23 protein-coding genes are annotated in these 20892 nt (G+C 71.0%); 11 read left to right on the top strand and 12 right to left on the bottom strand.

What is annotated here, in order from left to right:
- Positions 1-15: 15 nt before the first annotated feature.
- The 5 genes from BCL76_RS14930 to BCL76_RS14955 form a co-directional block, all read right to left on the bottom strand.
- Positions 16-915 (bottom strand): hypothetical protein, encoded by a 900-nt coding sequence (locus tag BCL76_RS14930; protein WP_109779999.1) that lies wholly within the window; start codon positions 913-915, stop codon positions 16-18.
- Positions 916-1025: 110 nt separating this feature from the next.
- Entirely contained in the window at positions 1026-1898 is an 873-nt protein-coding gene (locus BCL76_RS14935; RefSeq protein ID WP_181382555.1) for a hypothetical protein, read from the bottom strand.
- Between the two features lie 35 nt (positions 1899-1933).
- Positions 1934-2845: a hypothetical protein gene (locus BCL76_RS38960; protein ID WP_181382556.1), complete on the bottom strand. Its 912-nt coding sequence runs from the start codon at positions 2843-2845 to the stop codon at positions 1934-1936.
- A gap of 68 nt (positions 2846-2913) precedes the next feature.
- Entirely contained in the window at positions 2914-3822 is a 909-nt protein-coding gene (locus BCL76_RS14945; RefSeq protein ID WP_109780002.1) for a hypothetical protein, read from the bottom strand.
- A 238-nt stretch (positions 3823-4060) separates the two neighbouring features.
- A complete protein-coding gene (locus tag BCL76_RS14955) occupies positions 4061-4453 on the bottom strand; it encodes a YgjP-like metallopeptidase domain-containing protein (RefSeq protein ID WP_109780004.1) in 393 nt (130 codons plus the stop codon).
- Between the two features lie 329 nt (positions 4454-4782).
- On the opposite strand from BCL76_RS14955, the gene mshA reads away from it, so the two are divergent.
- Together mshA and BCL76_RS14965 are read left to right on the top strand one after the other, a co-directional pair.
- Entirely contained in the window at positions 4783-6153 is a 1371-nt protein-coding gene (gene mshA / locus BCL76_RS14960; protein ID WP_109780005.1) for a D-inositol-3-phosphate glycosyltransferase, read from the top strand.
- On the top strand, positions 6146-6631 hold the full coding sequence (locus tag BCL76_RS14965; RefSeq protein ID WP_030768078.1) for a YbjN domain-containing protein: 486 nt from the start codon (positions 6146-6148) through the stop codon (positions 6629-6631). Before mshA ends, BCL76_RS14965 begins: the two co-directional genes overlap by 8 nt.
- Before the next feature lie 50 nt (positions 6632-6681).
- Here BCL76_RS14965 and BCL76_RS14970 read toward each other — a convergent pair whose 3' ends face one another.
- The gene (locus BCL76_RS14970) at positions 6682-8010 is read right to left on the bottom strand and encodes an MDR family MFS transporter (protein WP_109780006.1); all 1329 of its coding nucleotides are present in this window, start codon (positions 8008-8010) and stop codon (positions 6682-6684) included.
- A gap of 153 nt (positions 8011-8163) precedes the next feature.
- Between BCL76_RS14970 and BCL76_RS14975 the strand changes: the two genes are divergently transcribed.
- Positions 8164-8925 carry a phosphoglyceromutase gene (locus BCL76_RS14975; RefSeq protein ID WP_109780007.1) on the top strand — a complete coding sequence of 254 codons (762 nt, stop codon included), beginning with the start codon at positions 8164-8166 and terminating at the stop codon, positions 8923-8925.
- A gap of 89 nt (positions 8926-9014) precedes the next feature.
- Here BCL76_RS14975 and BCL76_RS14980 read toward each other — a convergent pair whose 3' ends face one another.
- Positions 9015-9506: a hypothetical protein gene (locus BCL76_RS14980; protein WP_109780008.1), complete on the bottom strand. Its 492-nt coding sequence runs from the start codon at positions 9504-9506 to the stop codon at positions 9015-9017.
- Positions 9507-9598: 92 nt separating this feature from the next.
- On the bottom strand, positions 9599-10177 hold the full coding sequence (locus BCL76_RS14985; RefSeq protein WP_109780009.1) for a DUF2867 domain-containing protein: 579 nt from the start codon (positions 10175-10177) through the stop codon (positions 9599-9601).
- Positions 10178-10273: 96 nt separating this feature from the next.
- Here BCL76_RS14985 and BCL76_RS14990 point away from each other — a divergent pair, with 96 nt between their 5' ends.
- Positions 10274-10831: a TetR/AcrR family transcriptional regulator gene (locus BCL76_RS14990; protein WP_109780010.1), complete on the top strand. Its 558-nt coding sequence runs from the start codon at positions 10274-10276 to the stop codon at positions 10829-10831.
- 23 nt (positions 10832-10854) lie between these two features.
- Here BCL76_RS14990 and BCL76_RS14995 read toward each other — a convergent pair whose 3' ends face one another.
- From BCL76_RS14995 to phoU, 3 genes are all read right to left on the bottom strand, one after another.
- A complete protein-coding gene (locus BCL76_RS14995; RefSeq protein WP_109780011.1) occupies positions 10855-11337 on the bottom strand; it encodes a hypothetical protein in 483 nt (160 codons plus the stop codon).
- 140 nt (positions 11338-11477) lie between these two features.
- Positions 11478-11627 (bottom strand): hypothetical protein, encoded by a 150-nt coding sequence (locus BCL76_RS38965; RefSeq protein ID WP_181382557.1) that lies wholly within the window; start codon positions 11625-11627, stop codon positions 11478-11480.
- 170 nt (positions 11628-11797) lie between these two features.
- Positions 11798-12475, bottom strand: a complete 678-nt coding sequence (gene phoU / locus BCL76_RS15000) for a phosphate signaling complex protein PhoU (protein WP_030009600.1) — start codon at positions 12473-12475, stop codon at positions 11798-11800.
- A gap of 217 nt (positions 12476-12692) precedes the next feature.
- On the opposite strand from phoU, the gene BCL76_RS15005 reads away from it, so the two are divergent.
- Positions 12693-13892, top strand: coding sequence for a sensor histidine kinase (locus tag BCL76_RS15005; protein WP_051763887.1), 1200 nt, complete (start codon positions 12693-12695; stop codon positions 13890-13892).
- A 41-nt stretch (positions 13893-13933) separates the two neighbouring features.
- A complete protein-coding gene (locus tag BCL76_RS15010; protein WP_030009598.1) occupies positions 13934-14614 on the top strand; it encodes a response regulator transcription factor in 681 nt (226 codons plus the stop codon).
- Positions 14615-14838: 224 nt separating this feature from the next.
- On the opposite strand, the gene BCL76_RS15015 is transcribed toward BCL76_RS15010, so the two are convergent.
- On the bottom strand, positions 14839-15531 hold the full coding sequence (locus BCL76_RS15015; RefSeq protein WP_109780012.1) for a DUF461 domain-containing protein: 693 nt from the start codon (positions 15529-15531) through the stop codon (positions 14839-14841).
- A gap of 636 nt (positions 15532-16167) precedes the next feature.
- Here BCL76_RS15015 and BCL76_RS15025 point away from each other — a divergent pair.
- From BCL76_RS15025 to rlmB, 5 genes are all read left to right on the top strand, one after another.
- Positions 16168-16650: a CarD family transcriptional regulator gene (locus BCL76_RS15025; protein ID WP_003953493.1), complete on the top strand. Its 483-nt coding sequence runs from the start codon at positions 16168-16170 to the stop codon at positions 16648-16650.
- A 271-nt stretch (positions 16651-16921) separates the two neighbouring features.
- Entirely contained in the window at positions 16922-17668 is a 747-nt protein-coding gene (gene ispD, locus BCL76_RS15030) for a 2-C-methyl-D-erythritol 4-phosphate cytidylyltransferase (protein ID WP_109780013.1), read from the top strand.
- On the top strand, positions 17658-18170 hold the full coding sequence (gene ispF / locus BCL76_RS15035; RefSeq protein WP_109780014.1) for a 2-C-methyl-D-erythritol 2,4-cyclodiphosphate synthase: 513 nt from the start codon (positions 17658-17660) through the stop codon (positions 18168-18170). The genes ispD and ispF overlap by 11 nt, the downstream gene beginning before the upstream one ends.
- A 94-nt stretch (positions 18171-18264) precedes the next feature.
- Entirely contained in the window at positions 18265-19671 is a 1407-nt protein-coding gene (gene cysS / locus BCL76_RS15040) for a cysteine--tRNA ligase (RefSeq protein ID WP_109780015.1), read from the top strand.
- 94 nt (positions 19672-19765) lie between these two features.
- Positions 19766-20737, top strand: a complete 972-nt coding sequence (gene rlmB, locus BCL76_RS15045) for a 23S rRNA (guanosine(2251)-2'-O)-methyltransferase RlmB (protein ID WP_030768032.1) — start codon at positions 19766-19768, stop codon at positions 20735-20737.
- Positions 20738-20892: the final 155 nt, after the last annotated feature.

Consider the following 20892-nt stretch of genomic DNA (forward strand, 5'->3'; position numbering starts at 1 on the left):
GATTCGTTTCGTCGGTCAGATCTTGTTGTAGGTTCCGGTGTTCCAGAGGGCGCCGCCCTTGCCGGGGCCGCCGTCCTTCGCGTAGACGACGAAGTTGCCGTCGTCCTGGAGCAGGGCGTAAGCGCCCCGGTTGTTCTCGGTACCGGTGTGCCACGCCCACGCGTACGTGTAGTACTGGCGCAGGCCCACGTCGCCGTTCACTTCCACCTGCAGGATCACGGGCTTGTCCGAGCCGTACGACGCGCTGTTCCAGATGGCCGCGCCGTCCCGCTTGCGGTACATGACGAGGTTGCGGTCCTCCTGGAGCACGAGGTAGACGGAGGCCGACTGCGCGAAGGAGCCCTCGAGCCAGTCCCGGTACGGTGCCCCGGGGCCGGGCGTGCACAGCATCGGGGACTCCTCGTGGGTCATGGAGGACCATTTCACCCAGGCCCCTTCGTTGCCCCACACGGTGAACTCGCCGTCGGCCTCCAGACGGGCCTTCGCCTGCGCGGTCCCCCAGGTCTTGGTGGCCCACAGGGCGCCGCCCCTGTCGGGGCCGCCGTCCTTCGTGTAGACGACGAAGTTGCCGTCCTCCTGCATCAGGGCGTATGCGCCCGGGTTGCCGTACGTACCGCTGTTCCACAGCGGGTGGCGGGTGCCCGTGCCCGAGGGGTCCTGGACGTAGAGCACCAGGTTCCCGTCGGCCTGCATCACCAGGGCGGTGGTCTTGCGGCTGCTGACCAGGCTCTGGCCGGACTCCAGGCGCTTGCCGGTGTCCAGGTAGCGGACGCTGAGCGTGTCGTTGTACGGAAGGTCGCACGCGACCGGCTCGGCGGCCGGGGCGGCGGTCGCGGCCGGAGCCACGGCCCCCGCCAGGGCGGCTGCGGCGAGCAGCGTGGTCAGGGCTGCGCGGCCGGTAAGGCGTTTGTGCATGGTGTTGTTCCCCCTTGAACGGCCCCGGATCGCGGGGCCGGTGAGCGCGGTGGGGGGTACGGACGGGTCCTGCCGCCCGTACCCCCACCAGGACGGTTCTCGTCCGTCGGTCACATCTTGTTGTAGGTGCCGCTGTTCCAGAGGGCGCCGCCCTTGCCGGGGCCGCCGCTCTTCTTGTAGACGACGAAGTTGCCGTCGTCCTGGAGCAGGCCGTAGGCGTCCGAGTTGCCCCCGGTGCCGGTGCGCCAGCGGACCGTCTGGTTCGGGCCGTTCTCGTGCAGGGTCAGGTCGCCGTTGTCGCCCATCTCCAGGTTCAGGCCGTTGCGGTTGCCCCAGGTGCCGCTGCTCCAGATGGCCTTGCCGTCCCGCTTGCGGTACATGACGAGGTTGTTGTCGTGCTGGAGCACCAGCCAGGCGTTCGCGGACTGGGCCCAGTTGCCCCGGATCCAGGAGGCGTCGGTCGAGCACACCTTGTTGGGCTGCTCGCTGGTCTCGGTCGACCAGTACCAGTCCTCGCTGCGGCCGCTGACGCTGAACTCGCCGTTGTCCCTGATGGAGGCACGGATGTAGGAGTTGGCCCGGTCGCCGTAGGTCGCGGTGTGCCAGACGCCGCCGCCCGTCTGGGGGCCGCCGCCCTGCTTGTAGATGACGAAGTTGCCGTCCTCCTGCATCAGGGCGTAGGCCCCGGGGTTGCCGTACGTGCCGCTGTACCACAGGGGGAGCTTGGGCCCGCCGGGGTAGGTGGTCGCGTACACGACGAGGTTGCCGTCGGACTGCATGACCAGCTCGGGCTTGCCGGGCGTGGGGACCAGGCTCTGGCCGGACTCGAGGCGCTGGCCGGGCCGCAGGTCCGAGCTGTAGCCGCCCTCGCTGGACCGGCACTGGCCGGGTACGACGGCCGACGCCGTGGCCGGGGCCAGGGCGGTGACGGCGCAGGCGGCGAGTACGGGCACGAGTGCTCTGCGGAGTGCGTGGATGCGCATGTGGTGGTTCCCCCCATGGTGGTGCGCCATGTCGGTCAGATCTTGTTGTAGGTGCCGCTGTTCCAGAGGGCGCCGCCCTTGCCGGGGCCGCCGGTCTTCTTGTAGACGACGAAGTTGCCGTCGTCCTGGAGCAGGGCCCAGGCGTCCGGGTTTCCGCCCGTGTAGGTGCGCCAGCGGACCGCGCCGTCGTTGTTGAGGCTGGCGTTGGCGATCGTCAGGTCGCCGCGGTCCTTGTAGAGCATCTGCAGGGTCACCCGCTGGCTGCCGCCGTAGGTGCCGCTGTTCCAGATGGCCTTGCCGTCGCGCTTGCGGTACATGACGAGGTTGTTGTCCTGCTGGAGGACCAGCCAGACGGTGGCCGACTGGGCCCAGTTCCCCGACCCCCAGGCGTACCCGGCCCCCTCGAAGTCCGAGCAGAGCTGGTTCTGGCGCTCCACGGTCCGGCTCGTCCACCGCTGGCCGGCGGCGCTGTTGCCGCGGCCGTCGACGGCGAACTCACCCCCGACGAGGTAGGCCTTGGGCCGCCAGTCGGTCCGGGTGCCGTAGGTCGCGGTGTGCCAGATGCCGCCGCCGGTCTGGGGGCCGCCGCCCTGCTTGTAGATGACGAAGTTGCCGTCCTCCTGCATCAGGGCGTAGGCGCCGGGGTTGCCGTACGTGCCGCTGTTCCACAGCGGGAGGTCATAGCCGCCGGGGTTGCCGAGGGCGTAGAGCACCAGGTTGCCGTCGGGCTGCATGACCAGCTCGGTCCGGCTCACCTTGTCCGCCAGGCGGGCGCCCGACTCCAGGCGCTGGCCGGGACCGATCTCCGCGATCACACCCCCCGTGGAGTTGCGGCACTCGCCGGGGCCGGCCGCCGCGGCCGGGGTGGCCATCGCCGGGACCAGGGCGGTCACGGCGGAGGCGGCGAGCAGGGCGACGAACGTTCTGCGGAGCGCATGGGTGCGCATGGTGTGGTTCCCCCCAGGGTTCTTCAGGTTCATCAGGCTGGACAGGCCGGACAGGCCGGACAGGTGGATCAGATCTTGTTGTAGGTGCCGCTGTTCCAGAGGGCGCCGCCCTTGTCGGGGCCGCCGTCCTTCTTGTAGACGACGAGGTTGCCGTCGTCCTGGAGGAGGGCGTAGGCGCCGTCGTTGCCGGCCGTGCCGGTCCGCCAGCGCGTCGCGAAGTACGGGCCGTAGTCGCGCACGATCAGGTCGCCGCTCCGCAGCATCTCCAGGTACACGCGACCGTTGTCGGCTGCGGAGGTGTGCCAGGTGCCGCTGCTCCAGATGGCCTTGCCGTCGCGCTTGCGGTACATGACGAGGTTGTTGTCGTTCTGGAGCACCAGCCACACGGAGGCGGACTCGGCCCAGCCACCCTGGTCCCAGTGCGGCTGCTGACCGCTCGGCGGGTTCGCGCACAGCTTCGCGTGCCGCTTCGTGGTGCCGCTGTCCCACGAGATGCGGTTGTTGCCGGTGCCGCGGCCGGTCACCCACAGCTGGCCGGAGTCGGAGAACCAGGCGCGGACGCTCGTGTCGGTCCGGTCACCGTAGGTGCCGCTGTTCCAGAGGGCGCCGCCCTTGTCGGGGCCGCCGTCCTTCTTGTAGACGACGAAGTTGCCGTCCTCCTGCATCAGGGCGTACGCGCCCGGGTTGCCGTACGTGCCGGTGCTCCACAGCGCGAGGCCGGGCCCACCGGGGAGGCCGACCGCGTAGATGACGAGGTTGCCGTCCTCCTGCATGACGAACTCGGGCTTGAGCGGCGTGGGGACCACGCGGGTGCCCGGGGCGAGGCGCTGGCCGGGGGCGAGGAACGTGCTGTCGCCGGCGGTGAAGTTGTCGCATTCGGTGGGGTCGGAGGCCGATGCCGTCGCCGGGACCAGGGCGGTCAGGGCGGAGGCGGCGAGCAGGGCGACGAACGTTCTGCGGAGCGCATGGGTGCGCATGGTGTGGTTCCCCCCAGGGAGCGAGTGCCTGGCCGGAAACGGCTGGGCATGCGTGATCCCTTTCTACCCTGCCGACCCGGGACCGGTTCAACTGGTATATGCCTTGCCCCGCCGCATCCGGGCATGCGTGAGGGTCGACCGGTGGCCTGAAGGAACGAGTTGACCTCGATCGTCCCGGTACGGCCCGGGCCGACGCCGATCGCGGAGATCGGGGCGTCCGACATCTCCTCGAGGGCCTTCACGTACGTCGCGGTCGATGCGGCGCAGGTTCAGGGACATCCGGGCTCCCCCACCGGTGCCGCTGGTCTCGCACCCGCACGGCGGGCTCGGGGACGCCCATGCGGGCCGCCCAGGGCTGGAGCCTGCCGCGCATCCGGCGCCGGCCCGCGTGGACGTACCGGTCGGCGAGCGCCGCACGGGCACGCTCGGGGTCTGCGGCAGTGGAGCGGTCCATACGCAAGCGTCCTGTCACGAGCCGCACCGGCATGGCCTCCCCGTCCCCGTCCGGTACTCCGTCGTCGACGACCAGGAGGCGCTGGTCCCGCCCCAGGTAGCGGTGGATCTCACCGTTCCGAAGACACTCGACGACGACGAGCGGAATGCCGTTCACGAACAGCACGAGGTCGAGCACGGCCGGACGGCCGTCGGCGGCCTTGTGCTCCTGGCCATGGCCGGGAGCACAAGGCCAAGGGGCTCGTTCTGCAGGTCAGGGGGCGCCATCGGAGCCGTCGCCCGCGACACGCCACGTAGTTCGCACGCTGGGACAGAGAGAGGAGCTCCGGGCCGGATACGAGGAAACCTCCAGGAAAACCGGACACCCCGGAATGCGCGGGACGGCCATCCGGGTTGCACTCCTTGCAGGGCGTCTTCCGCGCCCTCGCCGTCATGCCTTCCGGCATGTCGTTCGTCATGCCGTCCGAGCGTCGGGCGCGCGCCGTCCGAGCCGAGAGGACTGGTCCCTTGAGCCAGTACGTGTCCCGCCTCAGTGGCCGCCTCGCCGCCGCCCGTGCCACCCGGCACGAGCCGCCCCGACTGCGCCTGCCTGCCGTCGGCCACCACCGCAAGCCCCGCCGCGTGGCCATGCTGAGCGTGCACACCTCACCGCTGCACCAGCCCGGCACCGGCGACGCGGGGGGCATGAACGTCTACATCGTGGAGCTGGCCAAGCGGCTCGCCGCGATCAACATCGAGGTCGAGATCTTCACCCGGGCCACCACCGGCGGCCTGCCGCCCGTGGTCGACCTGGCCCCCGGCGTCCTCGTACGGCACGTGGACGCGGGCCCCTACGAAGGTCTCGCCAAGGAGGAGCTCCCGGCCCAGCTGTGCGCCTTCACCCACGGCGTGATGCAGGCCTGGGCCGGCCACCGCCCCGGCTACTACGACCTCGTCCACTCGCACTACTGGCTTTCCGGCCATGTGGGCTGGCTCGCCGCCGAACGCTGGGGCGTCCCGCTCGTGCACGCCATGCACACCATGGCGAAGGTCAAGAACGCGGCGCTGGCCGAGGGGGACACGCCCGAGCCCGCCGCCCGCGTCATAGGCGAGACGCAGATCGTGGCCGCCGCCGACCGGCTCATCGCGAACACCGCCGAGGAGGCCGACGAGCTCGTGCGGTACTACGAGGCCGACCCCGCCAAGGTGGCCGTCGTCCACCCCGGCGTGAACCTCGATCGCTTCACGGTCGGCGACGGCAGGGCGGCCGCCCGCGCCCGCCTCGGCCTCCCGCAGGACGCCGTCATTCCCCTGTTCGCCGGGCGGATCCAGCCGCTGAAGGCCCCCGACATCCTGCTGCGCGCCGTGGCCGTCATGGTCGACCAGGACCCCTCGCTGCGCCGCCGGCTCTTCGTCCCCGTCGTCGGCGGGCCCAGCGGCAGCGGCCTCGCCAAGCCGGAGGGCCTGCAGAAGCTCGCCGCGAAGCTCGGTATCGCCGACCTCGTCCACTTCCACCCGCCGGTCGCGCAGGACGGGCTCGCGGACTGGTTCCGGGCGGCGTCCGTGCTGGTCATGCCCTCCTACAGCGAGTCCTTCGGGCTCGTCGCCATAGAGGCCCAGGCCGCCGGCACGCCGGTGCTCGCCGCCGAGGTCGGCGGTCTGCCCGTCGCCGTCGACGACGGGGTCACCGGGCTCCTCGTACCCGGGCACGACCCGGTGGACTACGCGCGGGAGCTGCGGCGCTTCGTCGACGAGCCGGCGCTCGCCGACCGGATGGGCGCCCAGGCGGCGCGTCACGCGCAGTTCTTCGGCTGGGACACCGCGGCGAGCGGCACGGCCGAGGTCTACACCGCGGCCATGCATGATCATCGTCGTCGCGTACGCTCCCACCATGGCTGACACCGCCGAGATCATCGAGAGCGCGCTCACCGGCGCGGAGCTGAGCTGGGAGAGCCCCGAGCCGGGGTCCTACGTCGTCCAGCTCCCCGGGACCCGCAAGCTGAGCACCACCTGCTCGCTCAAGGTCGGCCGGCACTCGCTGTCGGTCAACGCCTTCGTGATCCGGCACCCCGACGAGAACGAGGCGGGCGTCCACCGCTGGCTGCTGGAGCGCAACCTCAAGCTGTACGGCATGGCGTACGCGGTGGACCGCCTCGGCGACATCTACCTGACGGCCCGGCTCCCGCTGTCGGTCGTCGACCCGGAGGAACTGGACCGGCTGCTCGGCACGGTCCTGGAGGCGGCGGACGGCTCCTTCAACACCCTGCTGGAGCTGGGCTTCGCGAGCGCGATCCGGCGCGAGTACGAGTGGCGGGTCTCGCGCGGCGAGCCGACCTTCAACCTCGACGCGTTCAAGCACCTGACGCGTCCCTCGTAGGCCCACCGGCGCACCCCGCACGGGAGGCGCGGGTCCGGCGGGCCCGGTGGCTACGCCACCCCGGTCGCCGGCGCCGCCGCGGGCTTCGCGTCCACCTGAGGCTCACCCGCCACCTCGGCCCGGTCCGTACGCGGGGACCCGGCGGCGACGGTCACCCCCGCCTCCCCCTCGGGGAGCCTGCGCATCAGCAACCAGTAGCCGGCCGCCGCCACCGTGCCCAGTACACCGGTGGCCGCCCACAGCCGGTCCGCCCCGTACCGGTCGATCACGAAGCCCGCCATCAGCGGCGCGACCAGCGAGGCCACCGCCCAGGACAGGTTGTAGACCCCCTGGTAGCGCCCGCGCCCGTGGACCGGCGAGAGCCGCACGACCAGGCCCATCTGGGTCGGCGAGTTCACGATCTCGGCCAGGGTCCACACGCACACCGTCAGCGCGTAGGCCCACAGCGGCCCGGCGAAGGCCGTCAGCGCGAAGCCGTACCCCGCCAGCAGCGCCGAGATCACCAGCAGCTTCTGCGGGTCGCGGTGCTCGATGAAGGCCGTGACCGGGATCTGGAGCAGCACGATCAGGAACCCGTTCACGGCGACGACCAGCCCGTAGTCCCCGGGCGAGAAGCCTGCCGCGCCCATCGCGACCGGCAGGCCGACCGAGCCCTGGGTGAAGATCAGCGAGATCAGGAACGACAGGCCGACGACGCCCATGAACCGGCCGTCCCGCAACACCGTCCCGAGCCCGATCGCGGGCTCGGCGCCGGTCCCCTTCCCCGCGCCGGTGGGCCCACCCTCGGGCCGGGACTCGGGCAGCTTGACGAAGACCAGCACCGCACAGGCCAAGGTCAGCACGGCCTCGCCGAGGAAGCCGGCCAAGTAGCTGTACTCCGCGATCAGGCCCGCCGCCGCCGCGCTGACGCCGAAGCCGAGGTTGATGGCCCAGTAGTTGAGCGCGAAGGCCCGTACGCGGTCCTCGGGGCGGACGATGTCCGCCATCATCGCCGCGACCGCCGGCCGGGAGGCGTTCGAGGTCATACCGACCAGCAGGGCCGCGGCCGCGATCGCCGCCGGGTGTTCCATGAAGCCGAGCAGCGCCACCGAGAAGGCGGTCGACGCCTGGGCCGCCAGCAGCGTGGGCCGACGCCCGAGCCGGTCGGTCAGCACACCGGCGACGAGGGAGGACATCACACCGCCGAGCCCGTGGAGGGCGACCACGAGCCCCGCGAAGGAGGCCGAGTAGCCCCGGTCCGAGGTCAGGTACAAGGTCATGAAGGTGGCGACGAAGGCCCCGAGCCGGTTCACCAGGGTGCTCGTCCAGAGCCACCAGAAGGCCCGGGGCAGCCCGGAGACGCGTTCCTGGGCGGCCTGTCTGAAACGGGCAGTGGACATGAGGGATCCCCCCGGCGGTGTAAGCGTCACTCGTATGCGGTGCACATTACGAGTGGCAGGCTTCAGGGCGCCAGTCGATTGACGCGCACCGTCAATCCGACGGGACCCCGCACCGCGCGCGAGCGCCCCCGGGCGTCCACTAGGCTCGTACGCATGGCCGACGCACCGTACAAGCTGATCCTCCTCCGCCACGGCGAGAGCGACTGGAACGCGAAGAACCTGTTCACCGGCTGGGTGGACGTCAACCTCACCGAGAAGGGCGAGAAGGAGGCGGTCCGGGGCGGTGAGCTGCTCAAGGACGCCGGCCTGCTGCCCGACGTGCTGCACACCTCGCTGCAGAAGCGCGCCATCCGCACGGCGCAGCTCGCGCTGGAGGCCGCGGACCGTCACTGGATCCCGGTGCACCGCTCCTGGCGCCTGAACGAGCGCCACTACGGTGCGCTCCAGGGCAAGGACAAGGCGCAGACCCTCGCGGAGTTCGGCGAGGAGCAGTTCATGCTGTGGCGCCGCTCGTACGACACCCCGCCGCCGGTCCTGGAGGACGGTACGGAGTTCTCGCAGTCCGAGGACCCGCGCTACGCGTCGATCCCGAACGAGCTGCGTCCGCGCACGGAGTGCCTCAAGGACGTCGTCGAGCGCATGCTGCCGTACTGGTACGACGGCATCGTCCCGGACCTGCTGGCGGGCCGCACCGTCCTGGTCGCCGCGCACGGCAACTCCCTGCGCGGTCTGGTCAAGCACCTGGACGGCATCTCGGACGCCGACATCACGGGCCTGAACATCCCGACCGGCATCCCGCTCGTCTACGAACTGGACGCCGACTTCAAGCCCCTGAACCCGGGCGGCACCTACCTCGACCCGGACGCCGCGGCGGCCGCCATCGAGGCCGTCAAGAACCAGGGCAAGAAGAAGTAACCTTCGTGATCATGCCTTCCACCTGCGCGTACGGCGCGGGTGGGAGGCATTTTCGTTCCCGGTGAGGTGCGGCGCGGCGTCGGACCCGGCTAGCGGGCGGCGAGTTGTTTTTCGCAGGCGGCGGTGTCGCGGATCGCGATGAGGGAGAGGACGGGCGGGCCGGACGGCGGCTCGGGGGTGACGGTCAGGACCCAGGTCCCCTTGGACAGGGCCACCACCACCGGATCGGTGCGGCGTCGGGTGATCTGCCAGCCGTGCTCCACCAGCCCGTTCAAGAGCTCGGTCTGCTGTGTGCCGTTCGTCGGGCCGAGGTGGTTCCGGCCCGCCACGCAGCCGGCCGGGTTCACCCCCGCGCTCGCGACGCCGGGGCCCAGGCCCGCCGAGGCGGTGACGGACTCGAAGTCCTGGAGTACGTCCGCCTGCTCCGGGTCCGGGCCGCTGTACGCGGGCGCGGTCGAGGCCGGCTCCGCCTCCCAGCCCTTGGCGGCGGGGCTCTCGGGGTCCTTGGCGATGAGGCAGCCGCCCACCACTACGCCGAGCCAGCCGGCCACGACCGCCACTGCTTTGACCTTGTTGTTCATGTGCCCCACCCCTGGTCGGGCCGCCGGGCGACGATCACCGCGACGGCACTCGCAGGAGTTTCACACGCCCCGCGGCGTCGATCGACCTCGTATCACGGCCTCTTGTTCCATTCGCGGCCGATCGAGCGCAGCAGGGCCGGGTAGACGCCGAGGTACCGGAAGGGCTTGATGGCCAGCATGTAGAGGGTGCCGAGGCGGCCGTTCGGCTTCACCAGGACGGTCATCTGGCCGTGGTGGCCGCCCTTGCCGTCCGGGACCCAGCCGATGTGCAGCACCCCGTGCACGGTCCGGTTGGCTGACTCCGCGGCCCACTCGTCATGGGTCTGGAAGATCGAGGTGAACGGGGCCGATCGCAGGTCCGGGCCCCGTTCGCCCTCGCGGAGGTCGGCCGGCAGGCGGTCGCGCAGGGTCGGGACCCGAGCGCCGAGGCCGTCGGCCGGCTTGTCCCAGCCGAACAGCTTGCCCAGCCCGCGGCGGACCGCGAAGAGTACGCGTGCCACGGGGGAGGGGACCGGATCCCCCGTGCCTTCCGCGAACTGGCGCACCAGGCGGTCGAGATCGTCGGGCCCGCCCGGGGTCGGTAGCGCCCACACGTCCTCGACCCGGAAGTCGCCGGCGATCTCGTGGATCCGCCAGGGGCGGGAGGTGTACGCGGTCTTGGGGAGTCTCATCGGTCGGCCCCTATCTATACGATGCCGTATAGATCGAGACTAGCACTCATCTATACGGCACCGTATAGATAGGGGCGACGTGAGGCGGAGCACTACATGGGCGCGACCCGGACACCACGCGGGAAGTGGATCGAGGAAGGGCTGCGGGCGCTCGCCGCCGGCGGCCCCGAGGCCGTGCGCGTCGAGGCGCTGGCGCAGGCGCTCGGCGTCAGCAAGGGCGGCTTCTACGGGCACTTCGGCAGCCGGGGCGCGCTGCTCACCGAGATGCTCGACACCTGGGAGCACGAGGTCGCCGAGGCCGTGATCGAGCAGGTCGAGAGCGGCGGGGGAGACGCGCGGACCCGACTGGAGCGGCTGTTCGCGATCGCCTCGTCCGACGACGGGCCGGTCAGGGGCACCACCGCCGACCTCGCGATCCGCGACTGGGCCCGGCGCGACGAGGACGTCGCCCAGCGGGTGCGACGTACCGACAACCGGCGCATGGAGTACCTGCGTTCGCTGTTCCGCGTCATCTGCACGGACGAGGACGACGTCGAGGTCCGCTGCCTGCTCGCCTACTCGCTGCGGATCGGCGAGCACTTCATCCACGTCGACCACGGCCCCCGCACCCGCGCCGAGGTCATGGAGCTCACCCGGAACTGGCTGCTGAGGTAGGCACCGCCGCGCGGTTTCGCGCGCTAGCCGGGATAGGTCTTGAAGGTGACGACCGCGTTGTCCTCGCCCTCCCACTCGGCCTTGACGACGACCGCGTCGAGGTCGCCCTGCCCGAAATTGGGTGACTTCAGGTAGCTGAGGTTGATGTGGATCCCGTTCTTGTCGTCGACCGGTCCTTCGTCGGGCCGCTGGTCCGGGAACCGCTTCGGGGGGTGGGTGCCGAGCCACGCTCGGACCTCCGGCCGGGGCATGCGGAAGGTCCCCGACCACTGGCTGGGGAAGGCGCCGGAGGGGTTCTCCACGCAGGCCCCCTCGTCCGCGTGCTCCGGCATGCTCCAGCCGATCGCCGTCATCGCCCGCTCGCATCCCGTGCTGTGCGGCGTCGTCCCGTTGTCGCGGATGAACGCCCGGACGGCCGAGTCCGCCCGCATCGCCGTCGCCGCCCCCAGCGTGACCACTGCGAGCCCTGCCAGGGCGATCAGCCACTTCGTCCGCCGCCGCCGCATACCAACCCCAAGATCGATTCGAACAGGTTCAGAACTTGGGACGTCGGAGGGGGCACACCGGTTCCCTGCCCGGCATGCGAAAGGCCCCGGCCGAGGGAACTCGGACGGGGCCCGTCTTCGCGTGCGGCCGACGGAGGCGGTCAGCCGCCGCACTGGCAAGGGGCACCGGACTGGCAGCCGCAGCCGCAGCCGGAGCCGCAGCCGCAGGCCGCGAGCAGCGGTAGCCGCAGCGGCTCCGGCCTCGCCGGCTGCTCCTGCTCCGGGGTGATGGGGACGGGGGAATCGGGCATGGTTCCTCCTCGCAGGGGCGGTGCCCCGCGGCATACGGGACTACGTACGACGACCGCCCTCGCCCTCATTCATGCCCAGCGGTACCGGCGCGTCAACGGCGCATTGGGGCTCGGCGTGACCTGCACCCCGGACGCCCCGGCCCGGATTCCCCGCTTCCGATGCCGGTGGCTCAGACGCCCTCGACCTGGGTCGGCTGCTGGAGGTCGTCCGCGTGCTCACCCGTCACCAGGTAGACCACGCGCTTGGCCACCGACACCGCGTGGTCCGCGAAGCGCTCGTAATAGCGGCCCAGCAGGGTCACGTCCACGGCCGTCTCGATGCCGTGCTTCCAGCGGTCGTCCATCAGGTGCTGGAACAGCGTGCGGTGCAGCTGGTCCATCTCGTCGTCGTCCTGCTCCAACTGGAGCGCCAGGTCGACGTCCTTCGTGATGATCACCTCGGCGGCCTTCGCCATCAGACGCTGCGCCAGCTGCCCCATCTCCAGGATGGTGGCGTGCAGGTCCCGCGGCACGGCCCGGTCCGGGAAGCGCAGCCGGGCGAGCTTCGCCACGTGCTGGGCGAGGTCGCCGCTGCGCTCCAGGTCGGCGCTCATCCGCAGGGAGGTCACGACGATGCGCAGGTCCGTGGCGACCGGCTGCTGGCGGGCCAGCAGGGCGATGGCGCGGGCTTCCAGGTCGTGCTGGAGGTCGTCGACCTTCTGGTCGGCGGCGATCACGCTCTCGGCGAGCTTCAGGTCGGCGTCGAGCATGGACGTCGTGGCCCGTCCGATCGCGGAGCCGACCAGCCGGGCCATCTCGACCAGGCCTTCTCCGATCGAGTCCAGTTCCTCGTGGTACGCGTCGCGCATGTCTCGTGTCCCTCTCTCGACCTACTACTGCGGTACTGCCCGGGGGCGGTCCGGGGCTGCCGGCGGCCCCACGTTGACACGGTGAGCCGCAAACGCGTCCGACTCCGGCACCACAAGTGAATCAACCCCGTCGCCAGGGTGAACTCTGGGCGACGACTGTTCGAGCTGCCACCCGAACGGCTGTGGAAGTGTCGTCGCGCCTGCTTAACCTGGATCCATGGACGTGAACGCGGCGGTCGCCGCAGCTGCAGCGATCGCCGGTCTTTGCACCGGTGTGATCGCGATGCTGGCGTTCCGCTGGAGCGAGCGCGACCAGGCCCGCCCCACCCGGAGCTCCATGCGCCCCGACATCAACGCGGTGCTGCCGCCCGGCGTGGACACCGTCCTCTCCGTGCTGCGCTCCTCGGCGGTCGTACTGGACGAGGGCGACGCCGTGGTCAAGGCCAGCTCGGCGGCGTACGCCCTCGGCCTGGTCCGCGGCGGAAAGCTCGCCGTGGAGCCGATGCTCCACATGGCCCGCGACACCCGCCGCGACGGGGAGATACGCCAGGTCGAGCTGGACCTGCCCCGGCGCGGTACCGGTCGGGGAGAGGCCCTCGCGGTCTCGGCGCGCGTGGCCCCGCTCGGCTCCCGCCTGGTGCTCCTCCTGGTCGAGGACCTCACCGAGGCCCGCCGCATCGAGGCCGTACGCCGCGACTTCGTCGCCAACGTGTCGCACGAGCTGAAGACCCCGGTCGGGGCGATCTCCCTGCTGTCCGAGGCCGTCATGGACGCCGCGGACGACCCCGAGGCGGTCAGCCGCTTCGCCGGCCGCATGCAGATCGAGTCCACCCGCCTGATCAACCTCGTGCAGGAGCTCATCGACCTCTCCCGGGTACAGAACGACGACCCGCTGGAGGACGCCGAGCCCGTCCGCGTGGACACGCTGGTGGCCGAAGCCATCGACCGCTGCCGCCACACGGCCTCCTCGAAGCAGATCACCATGGCCGCGGGCGGCACCGCCGACCTGCGGGTATGGGGCAACCGCGGACAGCTCGCGGCCGCCCTCGGAAATCTGGTCGAGAACGCCGTCAACTACAGCCCCGCCCGCACCCGCGTCGGCATCGCCGGACGCAGGGTGACGGCTCCTGGGGGAGACTTGATCGAGATCGCCGTGACCGACCAGGGCATCGGCATCCCGGAAAAGGACCGCGAGCGCATCTTCGAGCGCTTCTACCGCGTGGACCCGGCCCGCTCCCGAGCCACGGGAGGAACCGGCCTCGGCCTTGCGATCGTGAAGCACGTGGCGGCCTCGCACGGCGGGGAGGTGTCGGTATGGAGCTCGGAGGGCCAGGGCTCCACGTTCACCCTGCGACTCCCCGAAGCGGCCGCACCGGCCCCGGCGGCGGCCCACGCCACCCACCCGACCCCCGCCTGACCCAGAACCGCCCCAGCCATTCCTGCCCCGGAGGTCCTTCCGTGACCCGAGTGCTCGTCGTCGAGGATGAGGAATCCTTCAGCGACGCCCTGTCCTACATGCTCCGCAAGGAGGGCTTCGAGGTCGCCATCGCCGCGACCGGGCCCGACGGGCTCGACGAGTTCGAGCGCAACGGCGCCGACCTCGTCCTCCTCGACCTGATGCTCCCCGGCCTGCCCGGCACGGAGGTCTGCCGGCAGCTGCGCGGCCGCTCCAACGTCCCCGTGATCATGGTGACCGCCAAGGACAGCGAGATCGACAAGGTCGTCGGGCTGGAGATAGGAGCAGATGACTACGTCACCAAGCCCTTCTCCTCCCGCGAGCTGGTCGCCCGCATCCGCGCGGTCCTGCGCCGCCGCGGCGAGCCGGAGGAGGTCACCCCGGCGGCCCTGGAGGCCGGCCCCGTACGGATGGACGTCGACCGCCACGTGGTCACCGTCTCCGGCGGCAAGGTGGACCTCCCGCTGAAGGAGTTCGACCTGCTGGAGATGCTGCTGCGCAACGCGGGCCGCGTGCTGACCCGGATGCAGCTCATCGACCGGGTCTGGGGCGCCGACTACGTCGGTGACACCAAGACGCTGGACGTCCACGTCAAGCGCCTGCGCGCCAAGATCGAGCCGGACCCGGGCGCGCCGCGTTACCTGGTGACGGTGCGGGGCCTGGGCTACAAGTTCGAGCCGTAGGCCGACGGGGTTCGCGTGGCCCGTCCGGGCCGGTCGGAGGCCGGCGCAGCGTGCCGATGCCGGTGAGGCCCCTCGGGGCCGTGCCGTGCGAGGGGCGCACGCGGAAGGACGACGGTGTGCGGCCTCGGCCGGGCGTTCGAGGTGTGAGTCGGACATAGGGGAAGGGCCCCCACCCGCTGATGCGGGTGGGGGCCCTTCCCATGTGCGTACGTGGAGCCCTGGGGTCAGTGGCCCGCGCTGTGCGACGGGGAACCCGACGGGGTACCGGCGGCGGCGCCCGCGGCGGAGCCGGACGGGGTCGCGCCCGCGGCCGCGCCGCTGGCACCGGCCGACGGGGAGCCCGAAGGGGAGCCCGACGGCGTGCCCGAGGGGGAGCCGGACGGGGACGGGACGGCGGCCGGGGCCGCGGTCGGGCCGAACGGGGCGAACGCGCCGGTGCTGGGGACCACGAAGGCCTGCAGCTCGACACCGCCCGTGCTGCTCAGCTGGAAGACGACGTCCTGCACCTCGCCGTCCCTGGCGGCCACGGAACCGTCCTCGATCACGGCGGAGGCGTTGCCCTTGCCGCCGATCACCACGTAGCCGAGGGCCGGCACGGTGACCTTGCCCGAGCCTTCGGCGGGCTTCAGCGCGACCTTGCCCTTGCCACCCGGGAGGGTGATGGAGTCCAGCGTCTCCGCCTTGGTCCCGTTGTTGAAGAGCGTCGCCGAGACGACCGCGGGGCCCTTCTCGCCCTTCTGGCCCTGGGTGATCACCAGCGCGTTCTGGACCTGGATGTCGCCCTTGGTGGCGGCGGCGTTGTCGGGCTTGATCTGGAGGGTCTGCGCGTCCTGGCCCGCACCGCACGCGGCCAGCGAGGCGATCGAGAACACGACGGCAGTGGCGGCGAGGGCGCCGCGTCGAAGGCTGCGGCTCACGGCGGCGGCAACTCCTTGGACGAACGGAAGGGGCGGGTGGTCGCTCGGAACGGCCGAGGTAAAGCCGCTCTAAGGGTGTGTCAGCGCGCTTAGGTTACCGAGCCGCCGCCCCGCCCCCGCACCCGACCCTCCGCAGGGCGGCCCCCGCCCTGGAGCGTCCCGCGATCTTGCATTCCGCGGCAACCGATCACCGCACCGATCACCGCACCGATCACCATGCCGATCACCGTGCCGTTCACCGCGCCGATCTTGTGGCGCTCGCATATCGTGCCCGACCCCTGTTGATCAATTTCCGGATTCCCTCGAACGCCACTCGGTGATCAATTCGGGATTGGGCCGGAACCCGCCCGGTGGGCGCGGTCGCCAGTCGGACGGAGTAGTTCGGTTTCTCGACTCGGAACCCGGCAAAACGGGACGTACGTCACACGGATGGGGGTGCCGGGCAGGTGTAGCGTGGCCCTTTCGCCCGGTCCGCGCAGCGCCCCCGACCTGCGAATACCCCCTTCCGGAAGCTCTCCGCAGCACGTTCCTGTTGCTGTTGTCAAGCCCCGAGATGTGCCCTGACCTGCGAAAACGCCATTCATAACAGTCAGTTCTCGTGTTACCCTGGATAGCCACGGAAGGGGTACCTGTCACATGACGTTCAAGGTTGGCGACACCGTGGTCTATCCCCATCACGGGGCCGCGCTGATCGAGGCCATTGAGACTCGTCAGATCAAAGGCGTGGACAAGACCTACTTGGTGCTCAAGGTCGCCCAGGGCGACCTGACGGTTCGTGTGCCTGCGGACAATGCGGAGTTCGTCGGCGTTCGCGACGTAGTCGGCCAGGACGGGCTGGACCGGGTCTTCGAGGTGCTTCGTGCACCGTATGCCGAAGAGCCGACGAACTGGTCCCGGCGCTACAAGGCAAATCTGGAGAAGCTCGCTTCTGGCGATGTCATCAAGGTCGCCGAAGTGGTGCGTGACCTGTGGCGTCGTGAGCGTGAGCGCGGGCTGTCCGCGGGTGAGAAGCGCATGCTCGCGAAGGCACGTCAGATTCTGGTGAGCGAGCTCGCGCTCGCTGAGAACACGAACGAGGACAAGGCCGAGGCCCTCCTCGACGAGGTGCTCGCGTCCTGACGCGAGTTCCCGTGCACCAACTTGGTGCGCAGCTTGCCGCGGTGCCCGATGACAAGGTCTCTCCTCCACGAGAGGCCTGTTGCCGGGCGCTGCGGCATGTCTGTATCCGTACCTTTTGCCTTACTGCCTCACCGCCACCATCGCGATGGCGTGCCGGGTCCGGGCAGCCTGCTCGACCGGTCGTCACGGAAGGGGCGAGGGGCGTCGCACCCGGCACCCTTCAGGCCATACCCATGTCGGCCGAAGTCACAAACCTGGCTCGGAGCTACTGATGTCTGACGTTACGCGTCCCCACCGCACCGCCGCGGTGATCCCGGCCGCCGGCCGGGGGGTACGCCTCGGTCCCGGTGCCCCCAAGGCCCTGCGGGCCCTCGGCGGCACCCCCATGCTCATCCACGCCGTACGCGCGATGGCCCGCTCCCGCGCGGTCTCCCTCGTGGTGGTCGTCGCCCCGCCCGCGGAGGCCGCCGAGGTGCGCCTGCTGCTGGGCGAGCACGCCCTGCCCGAGCGCACCGAGTTGCTGGTCGTCCCCGGTGGGGAGACCCGCCAGGAGTCCGTCCGCGCGGGCCTCGACGCGCTGCCGCCGGACGTCACCTCCGTACTCATCCACGACGCGGCCCGCCCGCTCGTCCCCGTGGACACCGTGGACTCGGTCGTCGAGGCCGTACGTGACGGGGCGCCCGCGGTCGTGCCCGCGCTGCCCTTGGCCGACACCGTCAAGGAGGTCGAGCCAGGCAAGCCCGGCGAGCCCGAGCCGGTCCTCGGCACGCCCGAGCGGGCCCGGCTGCGCGCCGTGCAGACCCCGCAGGGCTTCGACCTCACCACCCTCCGGGAGGCGCACGCCGCGATCGCCGTCGCCGGCGAGGGCGCCACCGACGACGCCGGAATGGTGGAACGGCTCGGCGTCACCGTCGTGGTGATCCCGGGCCACGAAGAGGCCTTCAAGGTCACCCGCCCGCTCGACCTGGTCCTCGCAGAGGCCGTACTCGCCCGCAGGAGGGCCACCGATGGCTACTGAGCCCACCACTTCCGCCGTGCCGCTGATCCCGCTCGTCGGCATCGGCACCGACGTCCACGCCTTCGAGACCGGCCGCGAGCTGTGGTGCGCCGGCCTGCTCTGGGAGGGTGAGGACGGCCTCGCCGGCCACTCCGACGGCGACGTCGCCGCCCACGCCGCCTGCGACGCGCTCTTCTCCGCCGCCGGTGTCGGCGACCTCGGCGCGCACTTCGGCACCTCCCGCCCCGAGTGGTCCGGCGCCGCCGGTGTCACCCTTCTGGCGGAGGCGGCCCGTATCGTCCGCGCCGAGGGCTTCGAGATCGGCAACATCGCCATCCAGGTGATCGGCGTACGCCCGAAGATCGGCAAGCGGCGCGAAGAGGCGCAGAAGGCGCTCGGGGCCGCCGCCGGCGCCCCCGTCTCGGTGTCCGGCACCACCACCGACGGGCTGGGGCTCACCGGCCGCGCCGAAGGGCTCGCGGCGATCGCCACCGCCCTCGTGTACCGGACGAACCGGGCCTGATCGCTCGTAGCGGCCGTAGATCTTCGGCAACAAAGGTGCCCCGGGTCCCGAAAGGGTCGCGGGGCACTGCTACAGGGCCACTACCCTGGATGCCGTGACTATTCGCCTGTACGACACCAGCGCCCGGCAGATCCGTGACTTCACCCCGCTCACCGCGGGCTGTGTCTCGATCTACCTGTGCGGCGCCACGGTGCAGGCCGCCCCGCACATCGGGCACATCCGGTCGGGCCTCAACTTCGACATCATGCGCCGCTGGTTCGAGTACCGGGGCTACGCGGTCACCTTCATCCGCAACGTCACGGACATCGACGACAAGATCATCGCGAAGGCGGCCGAGCAGCGCCGCCCGTGGTGGTCCATCGGCTACGAGAACGAGCGCGCCTTCAACGACGGCTACACCGCGCTCGGCTGCCTCCCGCCCACCTACGAGCCCCGCGCCACCGGTCATGTCACCGAGATGGTCGAGATGATGCGCGGCCTCATCGAGCGCGGTCACGCGTACGAGTCCGAGGGCAACGTCTACTTCGACGTGAAGTCCTTCCCCGGCTACCTCTCGCTCTCCCGCCAGGAGCTCGACAACATCCGCCAGCCGGAGAGCACCGGCGAGACGGGCAAGCGCGACCCGCGCGACTTCGCGATGTGGAAGTCCGTGAAGCCCGGCGAGCCCTCCTGGGAGACCCCTTGGGGTCGCGGCCGTCCCGGCTGGCACCTGGAGTGCTCCGCCATGGCGCACAAGTACCTCGGTGAGGCCTTCGACATCCACGGCGGCGGGCTCGACCTGATCTTCCCGCACCACGAGAACGAGATCGCCCAGGCCCAGGCCTTCGGCGACGAGTTCGCGAAGTACTGGGTGCACAACGCCTGGGTCACCATGTCCGGCGAGAAGATGTCCAAGTCGCTGGGCAATTCCGTCCTCGTCTCCGAGATGGTCAAGCAGTGGCGTCCGATCGTCCTGCGCTACTACCTGGGCACCCCGCACTACCGGTCGATGATCGAGTACAGCGAGGAGGCCCTGCGCGAGGCCGAGTCGGCCTTCGCCCGGATCGAGGGCTTCTACCAGCGCGTCATCGAGAAGGCCGGCGGTCCCGTCGAGCCGGCGCGCGAGGTCCCGCCGGCCTTCGCCGAGGTCATGGACGACGACCTGGGTGTCCCGCAGGCGCTCGCGATCGTCCACACCACCGTCCGTCAGGGCAACAGCGCGCTCGCCGCCGACGACAAGGACGCGGCCATCGCGCGCCTGTCCGAGGTGCGGGCCATGCTGGGCGTCCTCGGCCTGGATCCGCTCGACCCGCACTGGGACGGTGGGAACGGGTCCGACCGCGGCGAGGAGCTCCACGGCGCCGTGGACACCCTCGTACGACTGGTCCTGGAGCAGCGCGAGTCCGCCCGGGCCCGCAAGGACTGGGCGAGTGCCGACGCGATCCGCGACCAGCTCCAGCAGTCCGGGCTGGTCATCGAGGACAGCCCCACCGGTCCGCGCTGGACGCTCGGCCCCCGCTGAGCCCAGCAGCTGAGCTTGGTGTGCTGCCCGGCGCTCCGGGCGGCACACTCTTCATACGTACATATCGCAGCACCAACGAAAACAGGTAGAAGTCATGGCCGGGAACAGCCAGCGCAGGAACCGCCGCACGTCCAACAAGAAGGGCGCGACGGTCGGCAGCGGTGGCCAGCGGCGCAAGGGCCTCGAAGGCAAGGGCCCCACGCCCAAGGCCGAGGACCGCAAGAAGCACAAGGCCAACCGCATCAGCAACGCCATGGCCCGCCAGGCCGCCAAGCGTCGCCCGGCCCCGCGCCGCGGCGGTCCCAAGGGCACCAGCGAGATGGTCGTCGGCCGCAACCCGGTCTTCGAGGCGCTGCGCGACGGTGTCCCGGCCACGACGCTCTACGTCCAGCAGTTCATCGACAACGACGAGCGCGTCCGCGAGGCCCTCCAGCTCGCGGCCGAGCGCGGCAACATCAACCTGATGGAAGCCCCGCGCCCCGAGCTCGACCGGCTGACCAACGGGCTCAACCACCAGGGCTTGGTCCTCCAGGTCCCGCCCTACGAGTACGCGCTCCCGGACGAGCTCACCGCCGCCGCGTACGACAACGGCGAGGACCCCCTCATCGTCGCGCTCGACGGCATCACCGACCCGCGCAACCTCGGCGCGATCATCCGCTCCGTCTCCGCCTTCGGCGGCCACGGCGTGGTCGTCCCCGAGCGCCGGGCCGCCAGCATGACCGCCGGCGCCTGGAAGTCCTCGGCGGGCACCGCGGCCCGTACGCCGGTCTCGCGCTGCACCAACCTGACCCGTGCCATCCAGGACTACAAGAAGGAAGGCCTGACCGTCGTCGGCCTCGCGGCCGAAGGCACGCACGAGGTCCACGAACTCGAAGCGCTGGGCGGCCCCGTCGTCATCGTCGTCGGCTCCGAGGGCAAGGGTCTCGGCCGCCTCGTCGGCGAGAACTGCGACTACCTCGTGCGCATCCCGATGCCGGGCGGCGCCGAGTCCCTCAACGCCGGTGTCGCCGCCGGTGTGGTGCTCTACGAGGCGGCCCGCCGCCGCGCCACCCAGGGTCGCGTCTGAGCTCCGCACGACTGATCCGCACTGATCCACTTGGCTCACGGAACATGACCCGTGAGCGTGTCACCCCGCCCGTTTCGGGCGGGGTGGCTTGATCTTGACGGGTCTCGGACACATCCCTGACGTCAAGGCAGTGTCCTAACCACTGATCACTCGGT

The organism is Streptomyces sp. CG 926 (assembly GCF_003148825.1).
Classification (GTDB): domain Bacteria; phylum Actinomycetota; class Actinomycetes; order Streptomycetales; family Streptomycetaceae; genus Streptomyces.